The following is a 22,356-nucleotide window of genomic DNA, read 5'->3' as shown; positions in this document are numbered from 1 at the left end:
GAAAATGACCATGCCAGATTACATCTTCTATCGAAATGACCAGGTCGTCGCCACTGTCGAAAGAAACGATGTCGAGAGCGCCGTCTTGTTAATTTCAAAAGGCTACAAGAAGTTAGATGAAGAAGTCGAAGCGGCAAGTCCGGAAGCGGCGTTAAAACGGTTAGCGGATATACAAAATCAAGACAACGTCACGCATCATGCTTTCGTTACGGGTTCGGTATTAAGCTCAATCGTCAGTGCCTTGTTCAAATGATTGACTCACCCTGAGTTCCGCCGCTGAAGTTGATGCGGCGTGAATTGCTGCAGCATAATTAACTCTCTGACTAACTGTCACCACATAATATGGTGCAGAATAAAACCAACCTCACCCATCACGACACAATCAATTATTTCACCTCAAGAGCACTTTGACAGAATATACCTTCATCGCTACGCTTTTATGCAAGGATATATGTCACAAACTTGCACATCTTTAAAATATTTCCTAAGGTGTCCGCCTTTCAGCCTCTTATAGCTTTCATTTCCATTGGTGAATTGTTCGGCTGCGAAAGCTATAAGATCGCTCTAATTTCACTCATGGAGGTTTATGAGCACCGGAACGATTTCTAAACAATCTGACTTAACCGTTGATGATATTACGGTTATAGATAAAAAATTACTAAAACGCGCCGTCGGTGCTGCTGCATTAGGCAACACCATGGAATGGTTCGATTTTGGCGTATATAGCTATCTTGCCGTGATTATTGGCCAGGTCTTTTTTCCTGGTGCCAGTAATACCGCGCAATTAATCGCCTCTTTCGGTACTTTTGCTGCTGCGTTTTTAGTGCGTCCAATTGGCGGCATGGTATTTGGGCCATTAGGCGATCGCTTTGGACGGCAGAAGGTTCTCGCCTTCACCATGATCATGATGTCCATCGGAACCTTCTGTATCGGCCTGATTCCCAGCTATGCCAGCATTGGTATTGCCGCGCCGATCCTGTTGCTGGCCGCGCGCCTGCTGCAGGGTTTCTCCACCGGCGGCGAATACGGTGGTGCAGCAACCTTTATCGCGGAATACTCCACCGATAAGCGTCGTGGCTTTATGGGCAGCTTCCTGGAATTCGGCACACTCGCGGGTTACCTGCTCGGTGCGAGCCTGGTGACCGGCATGATTGCGCTATTACCGCATCAGGCAATGATGGATTGGGGCTGGCGTATTCCCTTTTTCCTGGCTGCACCCTTAGGTTTATTTGGCCTCTATATTCGCCTGAAACTCGAAGAAACACCGGCGTTTAAAGAGCATATGGATAAGCGCGAAGAGCTTGAGCACAATAAGCCGCAGTTAACTTTGCTCAAAATGCTGCGTGTGCAAAGCAAACCGCTGCTGAAATGTATTGGTCTGGTACTGTTATTTAACGTTTCTAATTATATGTTAACGGCTTATATGCCAAGTTATTTAACCGGCGTATTGGGCATGAGTGAATTGTCAGGGCTCATGTTGGTGATGGTAATTATGTTTATTATGATGCCATTAACCTTAATGTGGGGGCATTTGACCGACCGTATTGGTCGTAAGCCGGTGATTGGTTTGGGTGCATTGGGCTTAATCTTACTGGCTATTCCCAGCTATATGCTCATTGGATCCGGCAATATGATGCTGGTATTTGCCGGGTTGGCCGTATTAGGTTTATTGCATACCTGCTTTAGCGGCACCATGCCTGCAACGTTACCGGCGCTTTTTGTCACCGATATTCGCTACAGCGCATTAGCGATTGGCTTTAACTTGTCAGTGTCGTTGTTTGGCGGAACCACACCGTTGATCACTGCCTGGCTGGTGGACACCACGCACAATGCCATGATGCCCGCTTATTACATGATGGGCGCCGGGGTTGTCGGCCTGATTACCGTGTTAACGCTGAGTGAAACGGCGCGTAAGCCGTTGAAAGGCTCGTCTCCTGCTGTCGCCACCAAAGCAGAAGCCCACAAACTGATAGATAGACTGCGTAAGCAGCGCGGCCGCAAGGCCCAGCAACACAAACCTGCGTAAGTTCGAGGGCGGCCATCATGCCGCCCTTCTCTTCTTTACTTCCCGCTGATTAGCGAAGCGCAAGGCGTCGATAATTTCCTAAACCCATCTGTTCGCGCCAGAAAAGACCAAAATATCGACTATGATCTGTTCTCAGTCTTTTCGTGTCGTCCCACTGTAAATCGTACTCAGCCTGCATCTTTAAACGGAACGTGTACCGCTTGATGTCGTCCATTGCCCTTGCGAGGGTTAAACGAGGCAATTGAATGGAATTCAGATCATTTGAGAAATCCTGGGGAGCTGAGATTCAGGCAGATGGCAGCGTGCTATTCCGCTTGTGGGCACCAGGTCAGCAACAGATTACCTTGCGTCTCGCCGATGGCGATCAACCTATGTCAGCCTCCGACGATGGCTGGTATCAACTGCAACTTGGCGGCATACAACCCGGAGCGACATACCATTTTGTCCTGGCGGATGGCACGGAAGTGCCTGACCCTGCCGCGCGCGCGCAGCAATCCGAGGTCAATGGCCCTTCAGTGGTGATCGATCCTCATCATTATGCGTGGCAGCACACGGATTGGCGCGGGCACGCCTGGCAAGAAACGGTGGTGTACGAACTGCATATCGGTACTTTTACCTCCGAAGGCACTTTTCAGTCCGCCATTGCCAGATTGCCGTATTTGCAGGCACTCGGCATCACTATGATTGAGGTGCTGCCGGTCTCGCAGTTTGGGGGGAATCGCGGTTGGGGCTACGACGGCGTGCTGTTGTATGCACCTCATTCCGCTTACGGCTCGCCGGATGATTTCAAAGCCTTTGTCGATGCCGCACATGGACACGGCCTGTCGGTGGTGCTCGACATTGTGCTTAATCACTTTGGCCCGGAAGGGAATTATCTGCCGCTGCTGGCGCCCGAATTTTTCCATAAGGAACGCATGACGCCTTGGGGCGCGGGCATCGCTTATGATGTTGATGCCGCACGTCGTTACATCGTGGAAGCGCCACTTTACTGGTTGCAGGAGTATCATCTTGATGGCCTGCGCTTTGACGCCATCGATCAGATCGAAGATACCTCCAGCACACACGCGTTGATTGAGATCGCTGAACGCATCCGCCGTGAGATTACGGATCGCCCTATCCATCTCACCACTGAAGACTCACGCAATGTCACCTTCCTGCATCCACGTGACAAACAGGGCAATGCGCCGCTGTTTACCGGCGAATGGAATGACGATTTCCACAACGCCATTCATGTGTTTGCTAGCGGTGAAACCCATGCCTACTACCAGGATTTCGCCGAGGTGCCTGAAAAGCTCATCGCGCGCATCCTGACTGAAGGTTTTGCTTATCAGGGAGAGATCTCGCCACAGAGTGGTCAACGGCGTGGCGTGCCCAGTGCAGCACAACCACCGGTTGCCTTTGTCGATTTCATCCAGAACCACGATCAGGTCGGCAACCGTGCGCAAGGTGACCGCTTGATTACGCTGGCAGGCGCCGACCGCACCAAAGTGCTGATGGCCACGCTGTTACTGTCACCGCATATCCCGCTGATGTTTATGGGCGAGGAGTATGGCGAAACCAACCCGTTCCTGTTCTTCACCGATTTCCACGGTGATCTGGCTAACGCGGTACGTGAAGGACGAGCACGCGAGTTTACCGGCCATGCGGGCCATGACGACAGTGTGCCCGATCCCAATGCGGAAGAAACTTTTAACCGCTCGAAACTCGACTGGAGCAAGCTGGAAAGTGAAGAAGGTAAAGCCTGGCTGGCGTTCACCCAGCAATTGCTCGCATTGCGTCAGCGCCACATTGTGCCGCTGCTCGCCACGGCGGGCGGTCACAGTGGCAAAGTGCTGAAAACCGCCAAAGGTTTTATCGCGGTGAGCTGGCAGTTCCCGCAGGGTGAACTCTCGTTAGCGCTGAATATCAGTAAGCAGGCGCAGCCTCTGCCAACCATGCCAAGCAAAACGCTCTTTGCCTGGCCACAGGAGAACGATGTGTTGCCGCAACATGCCATTGTGGTGCGTCTGGCACAGGGAGAAAAAGCATGACGATTCCTTCAGCGACCTATCGTATTCAGTTCCGCAACGGCATGACCTTTGATCGCGCCATCAGTCTGCTGCCTTATTTGCAGCGGCTCGGTATCAGCCATCTCTATGCCTCGCCTATTTTCACTGCCACCACGGACTCTACGCACGGCTACGATGTCACCAATGCCAACGAGATCGACCCTGCGCTGGGCGGACGTGAAGGCTTTAAACGGCTGTCGGCGGCGTTACAGCAGGCCAATCTCGGTTTAATTCTGGATATCGTGCCAAACCATATGGCGGCTTCACTGGAAAATGTGTGGTGGCGTGATGTGATCGAGCATGGCGAGAGCAGTCAGTATGCGCGCTATTTCGATATCGACTGGTGGCGTCGCCTGACATTACCGTTCCTCGGCGATGACTTTGATCGCGTCCTGCAAAACGACGAATTGAGCATTAAGCCCCATCCACAAACCGGGCATCCGGCGCTGGCTTACTACGACAGCTTTTATCCGCTGACGCCGCCCAGTTGGCAAGGGCGCGCCGATGAGGTGCTGGCCATCAACGATCGCGCTGCCATTGCTGAATTGCATCAACAGCAGCCCTGGCAGTTGATCAACTGGCGCGATGCACGAAAAGATCTTTCGTACCGACGCTTCTTTGAAATCACCGGGCTGGTCGGCGTTCGCGTCGAGGATGAAGCGGTATTCAACGCATCGCACGCACTGATTCTGGAGCTGGTTCACAGCGGTGCAGTGGGTGGTTTGCGTGTTGATCACGTCGATGGTCTGGCCGATCCTCAGGGTTATCTTCAGTGTTTGCGCCAGGCCGCAGGTGAGGATTGCTATATTACGGTGGAGAAGATTCTGGCGGAAGAGGAACAAATTCCGTCTGAATGGCCGATTTCCGGCACCACCGGCTATGAGTTTATCGCCGCGCTTTCACATGCGCTGATCGACGATACCCAGATTGATGCGTTGCATCTGGCCTATGAAGCCGTTACCGAAGAACGGAATGATGTCAGTGCCGGACTGCGCGCCGCCCGTGAATTGATGGTTGATCGTAATTTTGCCGGTGAATTCTCACGCCTGCTGGCGATAGCGACTGACGTGGCGCATTCAGAGCAGCGCAATTTTGGCGAAGCAGAACTGCATGTCGCGCTGCGCGAGATGTTGATCGCCTTCCCGGTTTACCGCACTTATGGCCGATCGGCGGGTATGCCTCTGGCCGGTGAGGCACTTCTCCAGCAAGTGCTGGAACTGGTGAAGTTTAGTGCCTCCCCGCCTGCACTCAGTTTCCTGCAGGCCATTTTACTGGGCGCAATATCGGAACAAAGTGAACAGGATGCTGCTGAATTCCGTACGCGCTTCCAGCAGCTCACCGGGCCATTGATGGCAAAATCCGTTGAAGACACGCTGTTCTTCCGTAATCACGCCATTCTGGCCATCAACGAAGTGGGCGCAGAGCCGCTGCCGCATCCCTTCTCGGTGGAACACTTCCACCAGCAGATGCAAACCCGGTTGCATCATCAACCCGACGCACTCTCAACGACATCAACACACGATACTAAACGCGGGGAGGATGCCCGTGCCCGACTGTATACGTTGAGTGAAGCGCCCGCACTCTGGGCAGAGAATGTCACGCGCTGGCGGGAGCTGAATCAATCCAAAGTGCTCACCCTGAACGAAGGCCCGGCACCCGAACCGGCGGTAGAATGGATGCTGTATCAAGCGCTGGCAGGCGCGTGGCCCACCACGTTACAGCCAAACGACAGCGATGGATTGCGTGCCCTTGAAACGCGTTTTATACCCTTCGTGGAGAAAGCGCTGCGTGAAGCCAAGCTGCGCACTGACTGGGCTGAAGGCGATGAAGCTTACGAACAGGCGGTAGTGGAATATGCACAACACCTGTTATCAGCCGAAAATCAGGCGTTCCTGACCGACTTCTGCGCGGCCATCCAACCGTTCGTGGATGCCGGACTGATCAATAGCCTGACCCAGACCGTGATCAAACTTACCGCGCCAGGCGTACCAGATATTTATCAGGGCAGCGAAGCGCTGGATTTCAGCCTTGTCGATCCCGATAACCGCCGCGAACCTGATTTCGCCACGCTGGAGGCGCAACTCGTTGATCGCAGCCGTCCTGACTTCACTCAGCCCTCTGACTGGCGCAGCGGCAAACTAAAACAGCAGGTGATTGCGACCTTATTACACCTGCGCCTGGATAAGCCGCAGCTATTCCGTTTGGGCGAGTATCAACCGTTGTACGCCACAGGCACGCATCCAGAACACCTGATTGCCTATGCGCGACAGGACAGTGAAAACAGCCTTATCGTTGTAGCGCCTCGGTTGATGCTCGAAGGCACATCCTGGGCTGAAACATCCATACCCCTGCCTGAGTCGCTGGCCCATCGACATTATCGCAATCTCTTGAGCGGTGAAACCTTAGCGCTTAACGAACAACTTTCATTAGATAACTTACCGCCTTACGCGCCACTGGTGCTGATTGCCAGTTAATAACAAGCCTGTATTTCTGTTCATGGGATGGAGAGGGATCAATGTCTAACGTAAAACCTTTTGAAATTATTGCGGGTTCGGGTCAAACGCTTGGCGCAAATTATGATGGCGAGGGGGTCAATTTTGCCCTGTTTTCAGCGTTTGCCGAGCGTGTGGAGTTATGTCTATACGATGAGAGCGGCCAGCACGAAATCGCGCGTTTCGACTTACCGGAATATACCCACGAAGTCTGGCATGGCTATATTCCCGGTTTGAAGCCCGGCGCGCTTTACGGCTATCGGGTACATGGTCCGTTTGAACCGGAGAACGGCCATCGATTTAATGCCAATAAATTGCTGCTCGACCCTTATGCTCGTGAATTGCGCGGCGATATTCAGTGGAACGATGCGCATTTTGCCTACGACCTGCTGCATGAAGATAAAGATCTGACTTTTGATGAGCGTGACAGCGCACCGTTTACGCCAAAATGCCGGGTGATCGATCCCAACGAATTTGACTGGCAGGATCGCAATCGCCCGGTTATCCCGTGGTCAAAGACCATTATTTATGAGACGCATGTTAAAGGTTTCAGCCAGCTGAACCCGGCAGTGCCACCCGAAATACGCGGCACTTATGATGGCATGAGCAACAAAGCCACCGTGGAGTACATCAAAAGTCTCGGTGTTACGTCGGTTGAGCTGCTGCCGGTGCATTGGTTCCCGGACGATCAGCATCTGCTCGACAGAGGGCTGAAAAACTTTTGGGGCTATAACTCACTGGCATTTTTTGCCCCGGCCTCGCGCTACTTTGGTCCGCGCGGCATTCAGGGCTTCCGTGACATGGTCCGCGCCTTCCACGACGCCGGTATCGAAGTGATCCTTGACGTGGTTTACAACCACACGGCGGAAGGTAATGAACTGGGGCCGACGCTGTCGTTTAAAGGCATCGATAACTTCTCCTATTACCGCACCTTGCCGGATCAGCATCGCTACTACATCAACGATACCGGTACCGGCAACACCGTGAACACCTCCCATCCACGCGTGTTGCAGATGGTGATGGATTCTCTGCGTTACTGGGCGGAATCGATGCATATCGACGGTTTTCGCTTCGATTTGGGCACTATTCTGGGGCGCGAACCGGAAGGTTTCGACCAGCGTGGCGGCTTCTTCGATGCTATGACGCAAGATCCGGTGCTGTCGAAATTAAAACTGATTGGCGAACCCTGGGATATTGGCCCCGGCGGCTATCAGGTCGGAGGCTTCCCGCCAGGCTGGGCCGAATGGAACGATAAATATCGCGACACGGTGCGTGAATACTGGAAAGGCGACAACGTCTCGACCGACTTTGCCGCACGCCTGCTCGGCTCCGGCGATCTCTACGATCAACGCGGCCGTCGTCCCTGGGCCAGCATCAACTTCCTCACCGCGCACGATGGCTTTACGCTCAACGATTTAGTGTCGTACAACGATAAACATAACGACGCTAACGGTGAAGATAACAACGACGGTCACAACGATAACCGCTCCTATAATTACGGCGCGGAAGGCCCGACCGATGACGAGGGCATCAACGCGGTGCGCGAACGGCAAAAACGCAACTTCCTTGCCACGTTACTGTTCTCACACGGCACGCCGATGCTGCTGGCGGGCGACGAATTTGGCCGCAGCCAGATGGGCAACAACAACGGATATTGTCAGGACAGTGAAATCTCCTGGCTGCATTGGGAAAACTTGCCGGAGTCCGCGGATGCATTACGTGAATTCACTCGTCATTTGCTGGCGTTGAGGGCGAAACAGCCGTTGCTGCGCCGTGAAAACTGGCGCGACGGTATGGATATAAAATGGTTTAACGCCGGTGGCGGCTTCCAGCAGGAAGATCAATGGGATGAAGGCAGCACGCTCGGCGTCTATATTGGCCGCCCCGATCTGCAAACCGAAGAAGGCATCTGGCACGATGTGTTGATGCTGTTTAATCCGTTTGAAGGCAACGTACCCTTCCGCATCCCACAATTCGGCGAAGGCGGCTGGGTGCTGGAACTCACCACCTCCGATACCGCTAATAAAGGGTTGGTGATTACCAAAGAGAAGGATTTCGAACTGGAAGGCCGCAGCATGGCGCTGTTTAGAAGGCCTTAAATTCAACGGGGAAACTGGGTTCCAGTTTCCCCGTTAAACAGAAAATGCATCCGGTCCTTTCGCAGCAAGTGTATTCAAGATGCGAAGTGCCGGGCCACTCGGTTTGATTTCTCCACGCTCCCATTTTGAAACGCTATCAACTGTCATACCCAAGGTATATGCCAGTAATGCCTGACTCAGGCCATACTGTTTACGCATGAGTTTAATTTCCAGACCCGTCATATCATGTACAGCCGCAACTCGCTTGCGATACTCACTTGCTGAAATTCGCGTGGCGATCTGAGCAACATCTTCATCAGAAAGCAGGCCTAAGCCACGCAACTCTTCAGCATCCTCAATCATCTCATCCAATGTTGCTGGTGTAGTTTTCATCGCAGTTTACCTCTCTAAACGTCCCACGACTTTTAAGCTGTAGCAGGTCTGCCGCACTCGCTTGTAAGTAACCTTTGGCAAGGATTTTATACGTTGTCAAAACGTCATCCTCAATCTCTTTGGCATTTTTCTTGTGCAGCTCGCCTTTCGTCCAACCATCATAAAAAACGAGCGTAATTCCTCTCCTGAAGAAAATCACCGATCGGGCACCACCACTTTTCCCCACACTCAGTGCTATACGTTTTTTGATTACTCCCCCGCCGAGGTCAGCCTCAAACTCGCCCCGTTTGACCTCTGCTGCAGCATGGCAAAGGTCAGCATCATGAAGCCTGGCTTTTTTGAAATTCCGATCAAAACGCTTATGTACATAAACCGCCATTCCTTAGCCCTTAGTCTTAACCCGTAATGATTATTATAATAATCATTACGGCATCGCGACAACATCAGCTTATTTAGATTTCTGAATCTGGCGCACAGTACATTTCACTGGCACTACTTTACATCGTGAGATTGGCTAAAAATGTTGCATCTTCGCTACGGGACATTTGATCTCCATCACTCCTCGCTAAAAAATAATTAACTAAATCTCACATTCTGCCGATGGTTATTAATCTGCCCTATTCCCTGATTTTCCTGAACCAGGGGTGCTTTTAGATTAAGGATAATTAGATGAACATCTCACAGCGTCTCTTGCTGACCCTTTCCATGTTGTTTGGCGCCATCATCCTGCAGGCGATTCTTGCGCTCTCGCTCCTGTCAGGATTTCAGGACCGTTTTGAATTTGTGCAAACCAACGCCATTCCTTCGATTAAAGACATCGGCAAACTGATCGACCAAAGTAACCAGCTGGCCATCACGCTCTACAAACACCAGAGCCAGATTCACGACAGCAACATGCCAGCCGTAGAAAAACAAATCGATGAGCAAATCAATGGACTGAAAGCGCTGACCGATTACTACATGGCGAACGATATTTCGAATGAGGAAGACAAACGCCTAACCAATGTTGCTTTTGATAACATTCAGCGCGTTGCTTCGCAGTTGCCTGTATTTCTCACAGCGTCTCGTGCTCACCAGAACGAAGTGAGCCTGGGCTTGCTGGAGGGAAATAGTGGTGTGGGTGCCGCCATTCGTCAGATGATCGCTGATTTTCAAACTCAGCTGGCACTCAACATCAGTGCGGGTGACGCTTTACGCGCCACCAATCGCAGCACTTTCCATTTTGTCTTCTGGACGACCGTTGCGGGTGTAGCAGCAACAGTCGTTATCTTCGGACTGTTTTCGCTGTTCACCGTGATGCGCATTCGCCGCAGTTTGGGCGCCGTAGGCAAAGTGATGCTGACTGCCAGTGAAAACCTCGACATGACATTGAGCGCAGACGAGAGCCGCCGCGATGAAATCGGCAATATGGCACACTCATTCAATCTTCTGATGCAGCGCGTCTCTGAAGCCCTCTCTTCAGTGCGTAAAGCGTCTCAGTCCGTGAGCAGCGCTTCGGTGCAGATCTCAGCCGGCAATGAAGATCTCTCTTCACGTACCGAACAGCAAGCGGCATCGCTGGAGCAAACGGCTGCCAGCATGACGCAACTCAGTGAGACGGTGCGCCAGACGGCGGACAATACGCGGCAGGCGAGTCAGCTGGCAGCTAATGCCAGCGCGCTGTCAGAGAAAAATGGAACATCGCTCACCACCATGCTGTCGACCATGGACGAGATTCGTGGCAGCTCACGTAAGGTGACCGAGATTGTCTCGATCATTGAAGGCATTGCCTTCCAGACCAACATACTGGCCTTAAATGCGGCGGTTGAAGCGGCGCGTGCTGGTGAACACGGTAAAGGATTTGCGGTGGTTGCGGGTGAAGTGCGCAGCCTGTCACAGCGCTCAAGCAACGCGGCGCGCGAGATCAAAGTGCTGATAGAGGAATCTCATCGTCTAACCGAATCAGGTGCCACGCAAGCCAGTGATGTGGGCCGCAATATGGACGTGATGAATGAGGCCATTCACCAGGTGAGTCAGTTGGTAGGCGAAATCGCTGCGGCTGCCGTAGAGCAAAGCCAGGGCATCGTGCAGGTACAGCAGGCGGTTAATCAAATGGATGATGTCACCCAACAGAACGCCGCCTTAGTGGAACAGGCCGCGGCCGCTTCGCAATCACTGCAAGAGCAGGCGGGTAACCTGAATCAGCTGGTTGGTAAATTCCACGTCAGCGATGTCATTGACGTTCCACAGCCCATCGTCCGCACGCCATCGCGCCCCAAACCACAGCGTTTAGCGGTAGTTAATGACGCCGACTGGCAGAGTTTTTAACGACTGTTTCTCCCCGCGTCGCGCACGCGGGGAACCTTTCTGTTACCCTTTCCGATAACTTATGGATGGGGATTAATATGGATTTACAGCAACAGCTGCGTGGTAAATGGGCGATTTACGGCCTGATGTTTTTGCCGGGTTTCACCTGGGCTTCATGGGTGAGTCGTACGCCCTACATGCGCGATATTCTGCATGCTTCCACTGAAATGATGGGCATGATCCTGTTCGGCTTTTCCTGCGGCTCGATGCTGTGCGTGCTGCTGGCAGGAAAACTCATCACCCATTTCGGCACCAGCCGTGTCATGCGTTACGGTTTTATCCTCCTGTTAGCCGGTATCGCCCTGATGTTGAACGCCTTACTGCTACATAACGCTTACGGCGTGTTTGCCAGCCTGGTGTTGCTGGGCGGCGGCACCGCGCTGATTGATGTCGTGATAAATGTCGAAGGTGCGGCCTTTGAGCGTCTGATTGGCAAATCGATCATGACCACCATTCATGGCTTTTTCAGCTTTGGCACGCTGATCGGCGCGTTATCAGGACTTGCCATGACGGCAGCGGATTTCAGCATCACCTGGCATTTCGCCCTCGTGGTGGTGGTAAACGTGCTTATTATTTCCGCAGCCTTGCGACATTTACCCTCCACCAGCGACAACGAACGACATGAACAGGCGCACAGCGGGGGCTTCCTGGCTCAGGTCGGACGCGAGCTGCGCGATCGCCAGCTGCTGATCCTTGGTGTGGTGATTCTGGCCATGGCGCTGGCTGAAGGTTCCGCCAATGATTGGCTACCGCTTTTGATGATCGATGGTCATAACCTCAATCACATGCAGAGTACGCTGGTATACGCTGGTTTCACGGCAGGCATGACTGTGGGGCGTTTCCTTGGCGGATATGTGGTGGATCGCCTTGGCCGTGTGCTGGTGTTACGCGCCAGCGCGTTCTCAGCAGCTTTGGGTCTGGCGATGGTGATTTTCTCCAACAATCAATGGCTGGCGGCAGCGGCAGTGTTGTTCTGGGGAATTGGCGCATCGCTGGGCTTCCCGCTGACCGTTTCGGCCGCGGGCGATGGCAAAAACAGCGCGATTCGCGTAACCATCGCAGCAACCCTCGGCTATCTGGCATTTCTGGTGGGACCGCCAGGCCTGGGCTTCATCGGTGAACATGCAGGACTGCGTATGGCGATGCTTCCTGTGCTGGTGATGGTGCTGCTGGCGCTGTTCTGCGCGGGTGCAGCAGGACCTCGCAAACTTAAGAAAGCTGACCAATCAGTGTAAATATGGCGGCCTGCGGGCCGCCATAAAGGTTTCTAAGCTGACTTGCGCGAACCAAAATATCGCACTTTGAAACTCTCCGCCTGTTGTGCCAGATAACGCACGCGGAAAATATCATGGCGTGTAATCACCCCTTTTACCTGACCAGATTCTGCATCGGTGACCACCACCATGCCTACCTCCTCGCTGTAGAGATAGTCGGCAATGTGGCTGCACAAAGTATCAGGATCAGCGCTCATTTGCGGTTGTTCACCCATCAACGCCTGCAAAGTCGTATCAGCATGCTGCAGGCGTTGCCAGTGAACCATCTCTTTGCGTGAAACCACCGCGATAAAGCGCCCTTGCGCATCCACGACCGGATAGTGGGGATGCGCGCGCACATCGCTCATGATGGCGATCACTTGCTCCAGAGGTGTCGTGTCCAGCAAAGTTGCTGGTGCTAAGGACATAATTTGTCGCGCTTTGGTTGTTTCCAGGGTATCGGTGGCATACTCCTGCACAATGTGGTGTCCACGGCGTGCAAGACGTTCTGTAAAAATCGAGCGAGGCATCATTAATACGCTGACGGCATACGAAGCTACCGCAGCACCTAATGCCACCGGTAATAAGTCAAAATGGCCTGTCACTTCCACAGCAAACAGGGTACCGGTCAAGGGTGCACGCATGGCACCACTGAGAATCCCCGCCATACCTGCCATCACTAGCATGCCACCGTAGCCGGGCAACAGATGGGCCACCATCGCACCCACCGCGCCACCAATAATCAGCAACGGCGCGACTACGCCACCAGAAGTCCCTGAACCCAGCGAGATCAGCCAGACGATGCTTTTTACCAGTAGCAGCGAAATAATGATGTTGATTGCCAGCGAGCCATCTAACAAATTCTGGATACTGACATAACCGGCACCTAAAACGCGTGGCTGAAGAATGCCACCAATCCCCACGAACACTGAACCCAGTGCAGGCCACCACATCCAGTGGACAGGCAATTGATGGAACCACTCTTCAAGTCGATACAGGCTTTTCGACAGCGCAACAGCGATAACCCCAGTCAGCGCACCTATACCGACCGCCACGATGAGTTGCATCGGTTGCAGATGCGTCACCCACTGGAAAGGGAAAATGGCGCCAGTGCCAATCAGCGCATTGCGCCAACACCAGGAAACCAGCACCGCACTGACCACCGGAATAAAGCTGCGTGGCTTCCATTCAAACAACAACACCTCCAGCGCCAGTAATACTGCTGCGATAGGAGCATTGAAAATGGCGGTCATGCCCGCAGCCGCGCCCGCCACCAGCAGGGTTTTACGTTCCGCCGCGCTGAGATGAAATAACTGAGCAAATAAAGAGCCGATAGCGCCGCCAGTCATGATTATCGGCCCTTCTGCACCGAATGGACCACCGCTACCAATCGACACCGCAGAGGAGAGAGGTTTAAGCACCGCCACCTTAGGCGACATTCGACTTTCACCATAAAGAATGGCTTCAATGGCTTCGGGAATACCGTGGCCGCGAATTTTCTCTGACCCGAATCGCGCCATCACACCAATGATCAGGCTGCCAATCACAGGAGCAGCCACAATGTGGAGCGCATTAGCATTACCTGGCATGATGTGCTCAGCAAACGAGAACTGGTGATACCAGAAGAGGTTGGTCATCAAGGCGATGAGATGCAGTAAAACGATGGCACCAAACGCGCCGCCGGTTCCTATCAGAATGCCCATGAGCGCGAGTATAATGACGCGCCTCGTCACGGTGTGGTCAGAAAGTTTGGGTCGATGTGGGGCATCGGACAGCGTGTCCCGCATAATGTTGCTCCTGGTAACATAATTGAGATGCGCAATTTACATCGCATTACGATATAAATTCAACATTGAAAGGTTTTCAACATGTCACAACCCAAAATGAACGACGCCGATTATGCGTTACTGGCAGATTTCCGCGCGACCTTGCGGACTTTTATGGCCTTTAGCGAAACTCAGGCACGCAGTGTGGGCTTGACGCCGCAACAGCATCAGGCGCTGCTGACGATTCGCGGCACCGCATTGGGTAATGCCACGGTGGGTTATGTGGCTGAACGATTGATGTTGAAACCGCATAGCGCTTCAGGATTACTAAGTCGTTTAGAAGAGGCAGGATTCGTCTTGCGTGAGTCAGATCCAACGGATCAGCGTAAGACCTTTATGCGATTAACAGTGGAAGCGGAGCAACTACTGGAGTCGCTCTCGCTCGCTCATCTGGAAGAATTGAGCAATTTAAAACCCATGTTGATTTCGATGATTAGTCAATTTTGTTAGGCGTTATGCCGCCAGCATCAGCGTAATCCCATCATCGTTAGCAGCTGGTAAGTGCTGTTCATTCAGGCGATGTACGATAGTTAACAGAGTGCCGCCCGCGTCATCCGACGCGATGAGAAACGTCACGTCACTTTCCAGATAGGGTGGCGTGTCATCACGTAACCGGTAATGGATCGATTTTCCAGGATCGCTGGCAACAGGTTCAGCTTCGGCTAATACGGAGTTGGGCAGCCAGGCTTCCCGGTACTCCGCAATACTGATAGCGCGCCACACTTTCTCCGGCGGCGCATCAAGTTGATACTCTTGTACCAGTTGGTTGGATTTCCCGGCTTCACTCATTGATCCATCTCCTTCAGCAAACTGTTTAGGGCATCAATGCGCGTTGGCCAGAAAGCACGGTATTTGGCCAACCAATTAACCAAAAAAGTCATGCCCACCGGATCAACTTCATAGTTAACAAAACGCCCTTGCCGCTCTTCACGCACCAATCCCGCACCGCGCAATACGGCAAGATGCTGAGACATTGCCGACTGGCTAATCTCCATGCCGTCTCGCAGTGATGTCGCGTTCATGCGCCCCACCGACAACTTTTCAAATATGGCACGGCGGGTCGGATCCGCCAGCGCTTTGAATATCGCATTTTCAATCATGTCGATAACATTAGCACTGGCTTATTTAAGCGGCAAGATAATGCGCGGCGATGTCCTGCTCAGTGATGATCACTTTCGACACCAGACCGTATTCCACTGCTTGTTCCGCACTCAACCAGAAGTCACGCTGAGTATCTTGCTCAATCCTCGCAATCGCCTGTCCGGTGGCATCCGCGAAGATGTGGTTAAGACGATTTTTCATGCGCACGATTTCATTGCTGTAAATCTGCATATTGCTGGCGGGGCCTTGCATACCACCGGAAGGCTGATGCAGCATGAAACGGGTGTTGGGCAACGCATAGCGATTTTCTTTTTTTGCGGCGGCATAAATCAACGCACCAGCACTGGCTACACAACCAGAACCAATCATGATCACTTCGGGTGCAATATAACGGATGGCATCAAAAATCATATCGCCCGATTCAGCATGACCGCCGGGAGAGTTGATGAAGATTGTGATGGGATTAGCATTGATGGCGGCGAGAATGTGCAGGTGCTGCAACACCTCTTTAGCCATTTTTTCATCCACGGTGCCGGTGATGAAAATCTTGCGGGCGTTGATCAGGTGTTCCATCAATGATGGGTTGAGTGGTGCAGCAGAAGGAGGTTGAGAAGTTTCGGTATCGTGGTAGCGCATGGGATAACTCCGCAAAAAGGATAGAGACCCAAACACATTAGCAGTTACTTATCTATTGAGCGAGCGCTTGCCACCATGATTTGAAAATAGGTTGGCAAAACATGCGTCAACTTCAGGGCACAGACCAAGTGCCCTGAGTTTCATAATTTGGCGGGAGAATTATTTCTTGCTGCTATTGGTGCTCTCGAACTGCTGAGTGAGATAAGTACTGGTGTTGTTCAACACACTGACCATCTTATCCAGATTGGTGAACTGCGTTTTGTAGCGCGCAATTTTGTCATCAATACGTTTACTGGTGGTGTTGTATTGTTCGGTCAGCTGGTTCAGCTTCTTACTGATACTGTCAGTGGCACCCTGGATTACGCCTTTGCTGCTCAGGAAAGCCGTAAAGGTAGTGTCTAATACCGTGGTAATCCCGGTTTTCTTGCCATCGCCGGAAAACATGTCACGCACCGCATCCGGTCTGACCTGCAGCGCAGTGGTCAGCTTATCGGCATCCAGCTTCAGTTTGCCGTCTGTGGGATCGGTGGTAATGCCCGCCTGGCTCAGAGTTTTATAGACTGACGAACCTGAGGAGTTAGACAGAATGCTTTTCAGCTGGGTTTGAATATTGCGCAGCGTACCGTCACCCAGCAGCGCACCGTTTTTGCTGTCCTGATCCTTCCCTGCATCTACCGCGGTGTATTTGGTTAAGGTTCCAATGGTGTCCTGCAGCGAATTATAAGCGTTAACCCATTCGGTGATGGCGGTTTTTGCTTTGCCGGTGTCACTGCTTACCGTCAGGGTCTGATTACCGCTGGTTTGATCGTTGAGCTTCAGCGTGATGCCTTCCACCGCATCGGTGACGGTGTTGCTGCTGCTTTCAATCGCGACGTTGTTAACGGTCAGGCTGGCGTTTTGCGCTTCCACGCTCTGCTTCAGGCCACTGTTTGCAGTATCAGCGGCATCGAAACCAATAAAACCGTGCAGCGTGTCGTCTCCCGTCACGCTTAATGATTTCACCGCATGCTCAGTTCCGGTGGCGGTTGACGTCAATGACAAACGGAACTCCGTTCCCGACACCTTAATTAAGCTGGCGCTGATCCCCACATTAGATTTGTTAATGGTATCGCGCAGCGCGGACAAAGATGTTTGGTCTTTAGTTAGCGTGATGCTCTTCTCTTTACCGTCCGCAGTGACAAACTTAATGATGCGCGAATCAGCATCGCTACCTATCGCAGATTTAACATCCGTGGCTTTTTCACTGGTCAGGGTTTGCGACTGCGCCAGGTGCTGCACGCTGATGGTGTATTTACCCGCCAGTGCGCTGCCGTTGGTATCGGCGCTGAATGCACTCGAACTGGAAGTCGTACTGGTCGCCGTATAAAGGCTCGCATCCTTTAATTTGGTGTTAGCCGTCTGAAAAGCCTGAATCGCGGTTTTAAGTGTGCCGTAAGCAGAAAGCTTCGCCGTGGCGGCAGACTGCTGCTTGGAAATCGGCGTCAGTGACTGTTTTTCAGCGGCGGTCAGCTTATCCAAAATGGTACTTAAACCCAGTCCTGAACCCACACCTAAAGTTGAAATCCCGGCCATGTACGTAACTCCTGTTATTTTGACGTTACGGTACTATCGGCGACTTAACGCAAACCTTTAAGAAAACCTGATCATTTCTTTACTATATCCTTACGAACAACCTTACAGTTTGCACAACATCAGTGCAGACGCGGCTTCAGGAGCCATTGCCTTATTTCTCTCCCATCGCCTTGCACCGCAATAAAACATGACGTGTCTCACATTTAACTGTCAGTATGCTTGTCGGAATCGCAGAGCGGCTTATGATCTCGCCAGATTGTTACTGCGCGCAAACGCAGGCAAAACCTGACACGCCGCCCTCCCGGTGGGTCAGGTTTTTTCTTTTTCAGGGCTGATAAAAATGAAAATCGCGAAAATCCTCAATAACAACGTCGTGGTCATACTGGGCGAGAACGGCAAAGAGCAGGTGGTGATGGGACGCGGGCTGGCTTTTCAGAAGCGCGTGGGTGATGCGCTGGATGCGCAGCAGATTGAGAAAGTCTTCGCGCTGCAGAATGACACCCTGACAGGAAGGCTGAGCGAGTTGCTTTCTGATATCCCGCTGGAAGTCATCACCACCAGCGAGCTAATCATCGCCAACGCGCGTCAACAGCTAGGTCAGCCGCTTCATGAGAGCCTTTCGATTGCGTTGTGCGATCACTGCCATTTCGCCATTGAGCGTCATCAACAAGGCATTCCGATTCGCAATGTGCTGAAGTGGGAGATCAAAACGCTCTACCCTAATGAGTTCGCGATTGGCATGGAAGCACTGGCACTGATCAACAAACGCCTTGGTGTGGCGTTGCCTGACGATGAAGCAGGCTTTATCGCCCTGCATTTGGTCAACGCACAGCTGGGCAGCGATTTTGCCGATGTCTCTCATGTAACGCAGTTTATGCAGGAGATTTTGCACATCGTGAAGTATCGGTTGCAGCTGGATTACCGTACCGACAGCCTGAGCTATAACCGCTTCGTCAACCATCTGAAATTCTTTGCCCAGCGCATGCTGGGGAAACGTGGCGTGTGCAGCGAAGATGAGTCATTGCATGATGTGGTGCGCGACAAATATCCGATTGCTTATCAATGCGCGGTGAAAATCGACGGCCATATCCAACAAAAATATCTCTATGCTCTCTCAGCTGAAGAACGCATGTTTCTTACCATCCATATTGAGCGAGTGCGCAAAGAGACGTTAGCGTTGCAGGAAGATGCTGACGAGGCGTGAAAACGGGCGCCAGCGCGCCCGTTAGCGGGATTACTTCAATGCCGCGCCGTGGCTGCGGATCACATCCTGATACCAGAAGAAGCTCTTTTTACGCGAGCGCTCGAGCGTGCCGTTGCCCGCATCATCGCGATCAACATGGATAAAGCCGTAACGCTTAGAGAACTCGGCTTTAGAGGCGCTGACCAGATCAATCGGTCCCCAGCAGGTGTAGCCCATCACTTCCACACCATCTTCAATCGCTTCCCGTACCTGCACTAAGTGATCATTCAGATACTGGATGCGGTAATCGTCATTGATGCTGCCATCGGCCTCAACCACATCTTTGGCACCCAGGCCATTTTCCACAATAAATAGCGGCTTCTGATAACGGTCGTACAAGATGTTAAGCAGAATACGCAGACCTTCCGGATCAATCTGCCATCCCCACTCTGAGCTGGCGAGATGCGGATTCGGCACCATCGACAAGATATTGCCCTGCGCTTTTTGGTTCTCTTCTTCATTGGTGGTGACGCAACCGGTCATGTAATAACTGAAGGAGATGTAATCCACGGTGTTGCGCAGGTCGCGTTTATCCTCATCCGTGATGGTGACCGTGATTCCGCGATCGGCAAAGAAGCGTTTCATGTAAGCCGGATAGGCACCGCGCACCTGCACATCACCAAAGAATAACCACTCGCGATTCTGCTGCAGCGTTTCCAGCACATCGGCTGGACGGCAGCTGAGCGGATAGAGCAGCGCACCCAGTAGCATATTGCCGATCTTACCGTCCTTCACAATCTCATGGCAGGCTTGTACGGCGCGGCCGCTCGCCACCAGTTGGTGATGAATCGCCTGATAGATCGCCTGTTGATCGCTCTCTTCCGGTAATCCGACGCCGGTAAAGGGCGCGTGCAATGACATATTGATTTCATTGAACGTCAGCCACAGCTTCACTTTGTGCTGGAAGCGAGTGAAGACCGCGCGCGCATAGCGCTCGAAGCAATCAATAGTGATGCGATTGCCCCAGCCGCCGTATTTATGGATCAAGCCGTAAGGCATTTCGTAATGTGACAACGTCACAAGTGGCGTGATGTTGTATTTCGCCATCTCATCAAATAAACGATCGTAAAAGGCCAGCCCCTCTTCGTTTGGCTGAGCTTCATCGCCCTGCGGGAAGATACGTGTCCAGGCAATCGAAGTGCGCAGTACGGTAAAGCCCATCTCCGCGAACAGCTTGATGTCTTCCGGGAAGCGATGATAGAAATCAATCGCCGTGTCTTTGATACCAAAATCATCACCAGCGCGTTCAACGCGGGCGCCGAAAATACCTTTGGGTTGCAGATCCGAGGTCGATAGCCCTTTACCGCCCTCCTGCCAGGCACCTTCTACCTGATTGGCAGCCACGGCGCCACCCCATAAAAATGCATCCGGGAAACGTGAAGTCATTTACTTGCTCCTTGGTTATTTCAGCACGGCCAGCAGCGGCGAGCCTTCACTCACTGCGCTGTTGTTCAGGGTTAACACATCAATAAAATCATCACTGTTACTCACCAGCACCGGTGTGGTGAGGTCGAATCCAGCGTTTTTAATCGCCTCAATATCAAACTCCAGTAGCACATCGCCCACTTTCACTGGCTGATCGTTTTGCACCTGAGGATGGAAATACTGCCCATCGAGTTTGACGGTATCGAGTCCAACATGAATCAGCACTTCCGCGCCTTGATCTGACGTCAGGCCAATCGCATGTCCGGTACGAAACATGGATGACACCACGCCATTGACCGGCGATACCACACGGCCCACTTGCGGCAGAATGGCCGCGCCCTTGCCGAGTAAACCGCTGGCGAAGGTTTCATCTTTGACTTTCTCCAGCGGCAACACATCACCCGCAATCGGGCTAACCACGCTTTCGCGGCGCGTTAATGTCGCAGGCGCGGGAGCGGCGGCTGGTTCAGAAATAGCGGGTTGTGGCGCAGACTCCCGTAAACCAAACACATAAGTCATGACGCAGGCGAAAACTAGCGCGACTGCCGCACCGGCAAAAGAGGCCACCACGCTGGCATCAATACCCGTACTTGGCACGACCTGAATAAACGTGAAAATGCTGGGGAAGCCAAAGGAGTAAATGGTGGTGTGCCAGAAGCCCAGAATGGCGGCACCTAAGGCGCCACCGATACAGCCGAAGATGAACGGACGACGACGTGGCAGCGTGACGCCATACACTGCTGGTTCAGTGATGCCAAAAATGCTGGCGCTGAACGCCGATCCCGCCATCGCTTTGAGTTTGACATCTCGTGTTCGCAGGAAGATCCCTAACGTTGCGCCCGCCTGTCCTAAAACTGCTGGCATCAACAGTGGCAGTAAGGTGTCGTGACCGAAGTTGGCTAAATTATTAAGCATGATCGGCACCAGGCCCCAGTGCAGACCAAATATCACACAGATTTGCCAGATGGCACCCATCACCGCTCCCGCAACCATTGGGCTGAGGCTGTAAATCCAAAGATACCCTTCAGCCAGCAAGCGGCTGAGCCAGGTCGCTGCGGGTCCAATCGCCAGGAAGGTCAGCGGAACGGTGATTAATAAGCACACCAGCGGCGTGGTGAAGTTGCGCACCGCACCGGGTGAACGCGGATGCACCCAGCGCTCAATCAGGCTTGATACCCATGCAGCAAAGATAATCGGAATCACCGAGGAGCTGTAATTAAGGATTTCCAGCGGGATACCGACAAAGGTCAGTGGCTTCCCTGCCTGCTGCTGTTGCATCGCTTCAAGTATCAACGGATGCACCAGCGCCGCAGCAATCGCCATGCTGACAAAAGGGTTACCGCCAAATTTCTTCCCGGCGCTGTAGCCGAGCAGGATCGGCAGGAAGTAAAACAGTCCATCACTGGCAACAAACAGTACTTTGTAGCTGCCGCTGCTCGCATCCATCACGCCGAGCACCAGCGCCAAAGCCAGCAGGCCTTTAATGATGCCGGTGGCGATCATCACACCAATAAACGGCGTAAAAATACCGGAAACCAAATCGATAAAACGGGCAAACAGGTTTTGCGGCGCGCTGTCCTCCACGTTATCGGCCTGATCGAGTGCATAACGTGCCGTTAAGGCACGGTAGACCTCTGCCACCTGGTTGCCGATGACCACCTGATACTGTCCACCGCTCTCCACTACCATGATCACGCCAGAATTATTTTTCAACTCGGCGGTATGCGCTTTTTGACTCTCTTTTAACTTGAAACGCAGGCGCGTTGCGCAGTGCATCACGCTGATGATGTTCTCTTTTCCACCTACGCCGGCCACGATCTCATCTGCCAGTTCCTGATATTGCATCTTCCCTTCTCCTGCAAAACGCCCCGAATTTCGCGCAAAAAAAAACCTGAGGCGCGCCCTCTTCTATCGAGA

Annotated in this window: 18 protein-coding genes; 9 read left to right on the top strand and 9 right to left on the bottom strand. The window is 52.7% G+C overall.

The window, feature by feature from the left end:
- Positions 1 to 10 precede the first annotated feature (10 nt).
- From ACXI0A_RS25445 to glgX, 5 genes are all read left to right on the top strand, one after another.
- Positions 11 to 253 carry a hypothetical protein gene (locus ACXI0A_RS25445; protein WP_224932949.1) on the top strand — a complete coding sequence of 81 codons (243 nt, stop codon included), beginning with the start codon at positions 11 to 13 and terminating at the stop codon, positions 251 to 253.
- Between the two features lie 333 nt (positions 254 to 586).
- Complete coding sequence (proP, locus tag ACXI0A_RS25440) at positions 587 to 2,026, top strand: glycine betaine/L-proline transporter ProP (protein ID WP_224932948.1); 1,440 nt, start codon at positions 587 to 589, stop codon at positions 2,024 to 2,026.
- 245 nt (positions 2,027 to 2,271) lie between these two features.
- Positions 2,272 to 4,056: a malto-oligosyltrehalose trehalohydrolase gene (treZ, locus tag ACXI0A_RS25435; RefSeq protein WP_476146183.1), complete on the top strand. Its 1,785-nt coding sequence runs from the start codon at positions 2,272 to 2,274 to the stop codon at positions 4,054 to 4,056.
- Positions 4,053 to 6,548: a malto-oligosyltrehalose synthase gene (treY, locus tag ACXI0A_RS25430; protein ID WP_476146185.1), complete on the top strand. Its 2,496-nt coding sequence runs from the start codon at positions 4,053 to 4,055 to the stop codon at positions 6,546 to 6,548. The genes treZ and treY overlap by 4 nt, the downstream gene beginning before the upstream one ends.
- A 41-nt stretch (positions 6,549 to 6,589) precedes the next feature.
- Positions 6,590 to 8,665: a glycogen debranching protein GlgX gene (gene glgX, locus ACXI0A_RS25425; protein ID WP_476146187.1), complete on the top strand. Its 2,076-nt coding sequence runs from the start codon at positions 6,590 to 6,592 to the stop codon at positions 8,663 to 8,665.
- A 33-nt stretch (positions 8,666 to 8,698) separates the two neighbouring features.
- On the opposite strand, the gene ACXI0A_RS25420 is transcribed toward glgX, so the two are convergent.
- Together ACXI0A_RS25420 and ACXI0A_RS25415 are read right to left on the bottom strand one after the other, a co-directional pair.
- Entirely contained in the window at positions 8,699 to 9,037 is a 339-nt protein-coding gene (locus ACXI0A_RS25420; protein WP_476146189.1) for a helix-turn-helix domain-containing protein, read from the bottom strand.
- Positions 9,009 to 9,416: a type II toxin-antitoxin system RelE/ParE family toxin gene (locus ACXI0A_RS25415; protein WP_476146191.1), complete on the bottom strand. Its 408-nt coding sequence runs from the start codon at positions 9,414 to 9,416 to the stop codon at positions 9,009 to 9,011. The genes ACXI0A_RS25420 and ACXI0A_RS25415 overlap by 29 nt, the downstream gene beginning before the upstream one ends.
- Positions 9,417 to 9,706: 290 nt before the next feature.
- Here ACXI0A_RS25415 and ACXI0A_RS25410 point away from each other — a divergent pair, with 290 nt between their 5' ends.
- Together ACXI0A_RS25410 and ACXI0A_RS25405 are read left to right on the top strand one after the other, a co-directional pair.
- Complete coding sequence (locus ACXI0A_RS25410; protein WP_476146193.1) at positions 9,707 to 11,344, top strand: methyl-accepting chemotaxis protein; 1,638 nt, start codon at positions 9,707 to 9,709, stop codon at positions 11,342 to 11,344.
- A 77-nt stretch (positions 11,345 to 11,421) separates the two neighbouring features.
- Positions 11,422 to 12,618, top strand: a complete 1,197-nt coding sequence (locus ACXI0A_RS25405; RefSeq protein WP_476146195.1) for an MFS transporter — start codon at positions 11,422 to 11,424, stop codon at positions 12,616 to 12,618.
- 32 nt (positions 12,619 to 12,650) lie between these two features.
- Here the strand turns inward: ACXI0A_RS25405 and ACXI0A_RS25400 are convergent, their stop codons facing one another.
- Entirely contained in the window at positions 12,651 to 14,423 is a 1,773-nt protein-coding gene (locus tag ACXI0A_RS25400; RefSeq protein ID WP_476146196.1) for a chloride channel protein, read from the bottom strand.
- 81 nt (positions 14,424 to 14,504) lie between these two features.
- Here ACXI0A_RS25400 and ACXI0A_RS25395 point away from each other — a divergent pair, with 81 nt between their 5' ends.
- A complete protein-coding gene (locus ACXI0A_RS25395; RefSeq protein ID WP_476146197.1) occupies positions 14,505 to 14,912 on the top strand; it encodes a MarR family transcriptional regulator in 408 nt (135 codons plus the stop codon).
- Positions 14,913 to 14,915: 3 nt separating this feature from the next.
- Here the strand turns inward: ACXI0A_RS25395 and ACXI0A_RS25390 are convergent, their stop codons facing one another.
- The 4 genes from ACXI0A_RS25390 to fliD all read right to left on the bottom strand — a co-directional run bounded on the left by ACXI0A_RS25390 (position 14,916) and on the right by fliD (position 17,771).
- Complete coding sequence (locus ACXI0A_RS25390; RefSeq protein ID WP_476146199.1) at positions 14,916 to 15,251, bottom strand: SRPBCC family protein; 336 nt, start codon at positions 15,249 to 15,251, stop codon at positions 14,916 to 14,918.
- Positions 15,248 to 15,562: an ArsR/SmtB family transcription factor gene (locus ACXI0A_RS25385; protein WP_224932939.1), complete on the bottom strand. Its 315-nt coding sequence runs from the start codon at positions 15,560 to 15,562 to the stop codon at positions 15,248 to 15,250. The genes ACXI0A_RS25390 and ACXI0A_RS25385 overlap by 4 nt, the downstream gene beginning before the upstream one ends.
- A 25-nt stretch (positions 15,563 to 15,587) precedes the next feature.
- On the bottom strand, positions 15,588 to 16,199 hold the full coding sequence (locus tag ACXI0A_RS25380) for an ATP-dependent Clp protease proteolytic subunit (protein ID WP_476146201.1): 612 nt from the start codon (positions 16,197 to 16,199) through the stop codon (positions 15,588 to 15,590).
- A gap of 159 nt (positions 16,200 to 16,358) precedes the next feature.
- Positions 16,359 to 17,771 carry a flagellar filament capping protein FliD gene (gene fliD / locus ACXI0A_RS25375; RefSeq protein WP_476146203.1) on the bottom strand — a complete coding sequence of 471 codons (1,413 nt, stop codon included), beginning with the start codon at positions 17,769 to 17,771 and terminating at the stop codon, positions 16,359 to 16,361.
- A gap of 340 nt (positions 17,772 to 18,111) precedes the next feature.
- On the opposite strand from fliD, the gene licT reads away from it, so the two are divergent.
- On the top strand, positions 18,112 to 18,975 hold the full coding sequence (gene licT, locus ACXI0A_RS25370; protein WP_476146205.1) for a BglG family transcription antiterminator LicT: 864 nt from the start codon (positions 18,112 to 18,114) through the stop codon (positions 18,973 to 18,975).
- Between the two features lie 30 nt (positions 18,976 to 19,005).
- Here licT and ACXI0A_RS25365 read toward each other — a convergent pair whose 3' ends face one another.
- Both ACXI0A_RS25365 and bglF read right to left on the bottom strand, forming a co-directional pair.
- Positions 19,006 to 20,400 (bottom strand): 6-phospho-beta-glucosidase, encoded by a 1,395-nt coding sequence (locus tag ACXI0A_RS25365; protein WP_476146207.1) that lies wholly within the window; start codon positions 20,398 to 20,400, stop codon positions 19,006 to 19,008.
- A gap of 15 nt (positions 20,401 to 20,415) precedes the next feature.
- Positions 20,416 to 22,284 carry a PTS beta-glucoside transporter subunit IIABC gene (gene bglF / locus ACXI0A_RS25360; RefSeq protein WP_476146209.1) on the bottom strand — a complete coding sequence of 623 codons (1,869 nt, stop codon included), beginning with the start codon at positions 22,282 to 22,284 and terminating at the stop codon, positions 20,416 to 20,418.
- Between the last annotated feature and the right edge of the window lie 72 nt (positions 22,285 to 22,356).

The sequence above is a fragment of the Pantoea sp. C1E2 genome (assembly GCF_056491465.1).
The sequence above is the reverse complement of the archived record's forward strand: the minus strand, read 5'-3'. Positions and strand labels throughout refer to the sequence as shown.

Excerpts from the sequence above, each read along its gene's own strand:
- treY (WP_476146185.1), top strand. The coding sequence starts at position 4,053 with ATGACGATTCCTTCAGCGACCTATCGTATTCAGTTCCGCAACGGCATG.
- treZ (WP_476146183.1), top strand. The coding sequence starts at position 2,272 with ATGGAATTCAGATCATTTGAGAAATCCTGGGGAGCTGAGATTCAGGCA.
- proP (WP_224932948.1), top strand. The coding sequence starts at position 587 with ATGAGCACCGGAACGATTTCTAAACAATCTGACTTAACCGTTGATGAT.
- bglF (WP_476146209.1), bottom strand. The coding sequence starts at position 22,284 with ATGCAATATCAGGAACTGGCAGATGAGATCGTGGCCGGCGTAGGTGGA.
- ACXI0A_RS25385 (WP_224932939.1), bottom strand. The coding sequence starts at position 15,562 with ATGATTGAAAATGCGATATTCAAAGCGCTGGCGGATCCGACCCGCCGT.
- ACXI0A_RS25400 (WP_476146196.1), bottom strand. The coding sequence starts at position 14,423 with ATGCGGGACACGCTGTCCGATGCCCCACATCGACCCAAACTTTCTGAC.
- ACXI0A_RS25365 (WP_476146207.1), bottom strand. The coding sequence starts at position 20,400 with ATGACTTCACGTTTCCCGGATGCATTTTTATGGGGTGGCGCCGTGGCT.
- ACXI0A_RS25445 (WP_224932949.1), top strand. The coding sequence starts at position 11 with ATGCCAGATTACATCTTCTATCGAAATGACCAGGTCGTCGCCACTGTC.
- ACXI0A_RS25420 (WP_476146189.1), bottom strand. The coding sequence starts at position 9,037 with ATGAAAACTACACCAGCAACATTGGATGAGATGATTGAGGATGCTGAA.
- ACXI0A_RS25405 (WP_476146195.1), top strand. The coding sequence starts at position 11,422 with ATGGATTTACAGCAACAGCTGCGTGGTAAATGGGCGATTTACGGCCTG.
- licT (WP_476146205.1), top strand. The coding sequence starts at position 18,112 with ATGAAAATCGCGAAAATCCTCAATAACAACGTCGTGGTCATACTGGGC.
- fliD (WP_476146203.1), bottom strand. The coding sequence starts at position 17,771 with ATGGCCGGGATTTCAACTTTAGGTGTGGGTTCAGGACTGGGTTTAAGT.
- ACXI0A_RS25380 (WP_476146201.1), bottom strand. The coding sequence starts at position 16,199 with ATGCGCTACCACGATACCGAAACTTCTCAACCTCCTTCTGCTGCACCA.
- ACXI0A_RS25390 (WP_476146199.1), bottom strand. The coding sequence starts at position 15,251 with ATGAGTGAAGCCGGGAAATCCAACCAACTGGTACAAGAGTATCAACTT.
- ACXI0A_RS25415 (WP_476146191.1), bottom strand. The coding sequence starts at position 9,416 with ATGGCGGTTTATGTACATAAGCGTTTTGATCGGAATTTCAAAAAAGCC.
- ACXI0A_RS25395 (WP_476146197.1), top strand. The coding sequence starts at position 14,505 with ATGTCACAACCCAAAATGAACGACGCCGATTATGCGTTACTGGCAGAT.
- glgX (WP_476146187.1), top strand. The coding sequence starts at position 6,590 with ATGTCTAACGTAAAACCTTTTGAAATTATTGCGGGTTCGGGTCAAACG.
- ACXI0A_RS25410 (WP_476146193.1), top strand. The coding sequence starts at position 9,707 with ATGAACATCTCACAGCGTCTCTTGCTGACCCTTTCCATGTTGTTTGGC.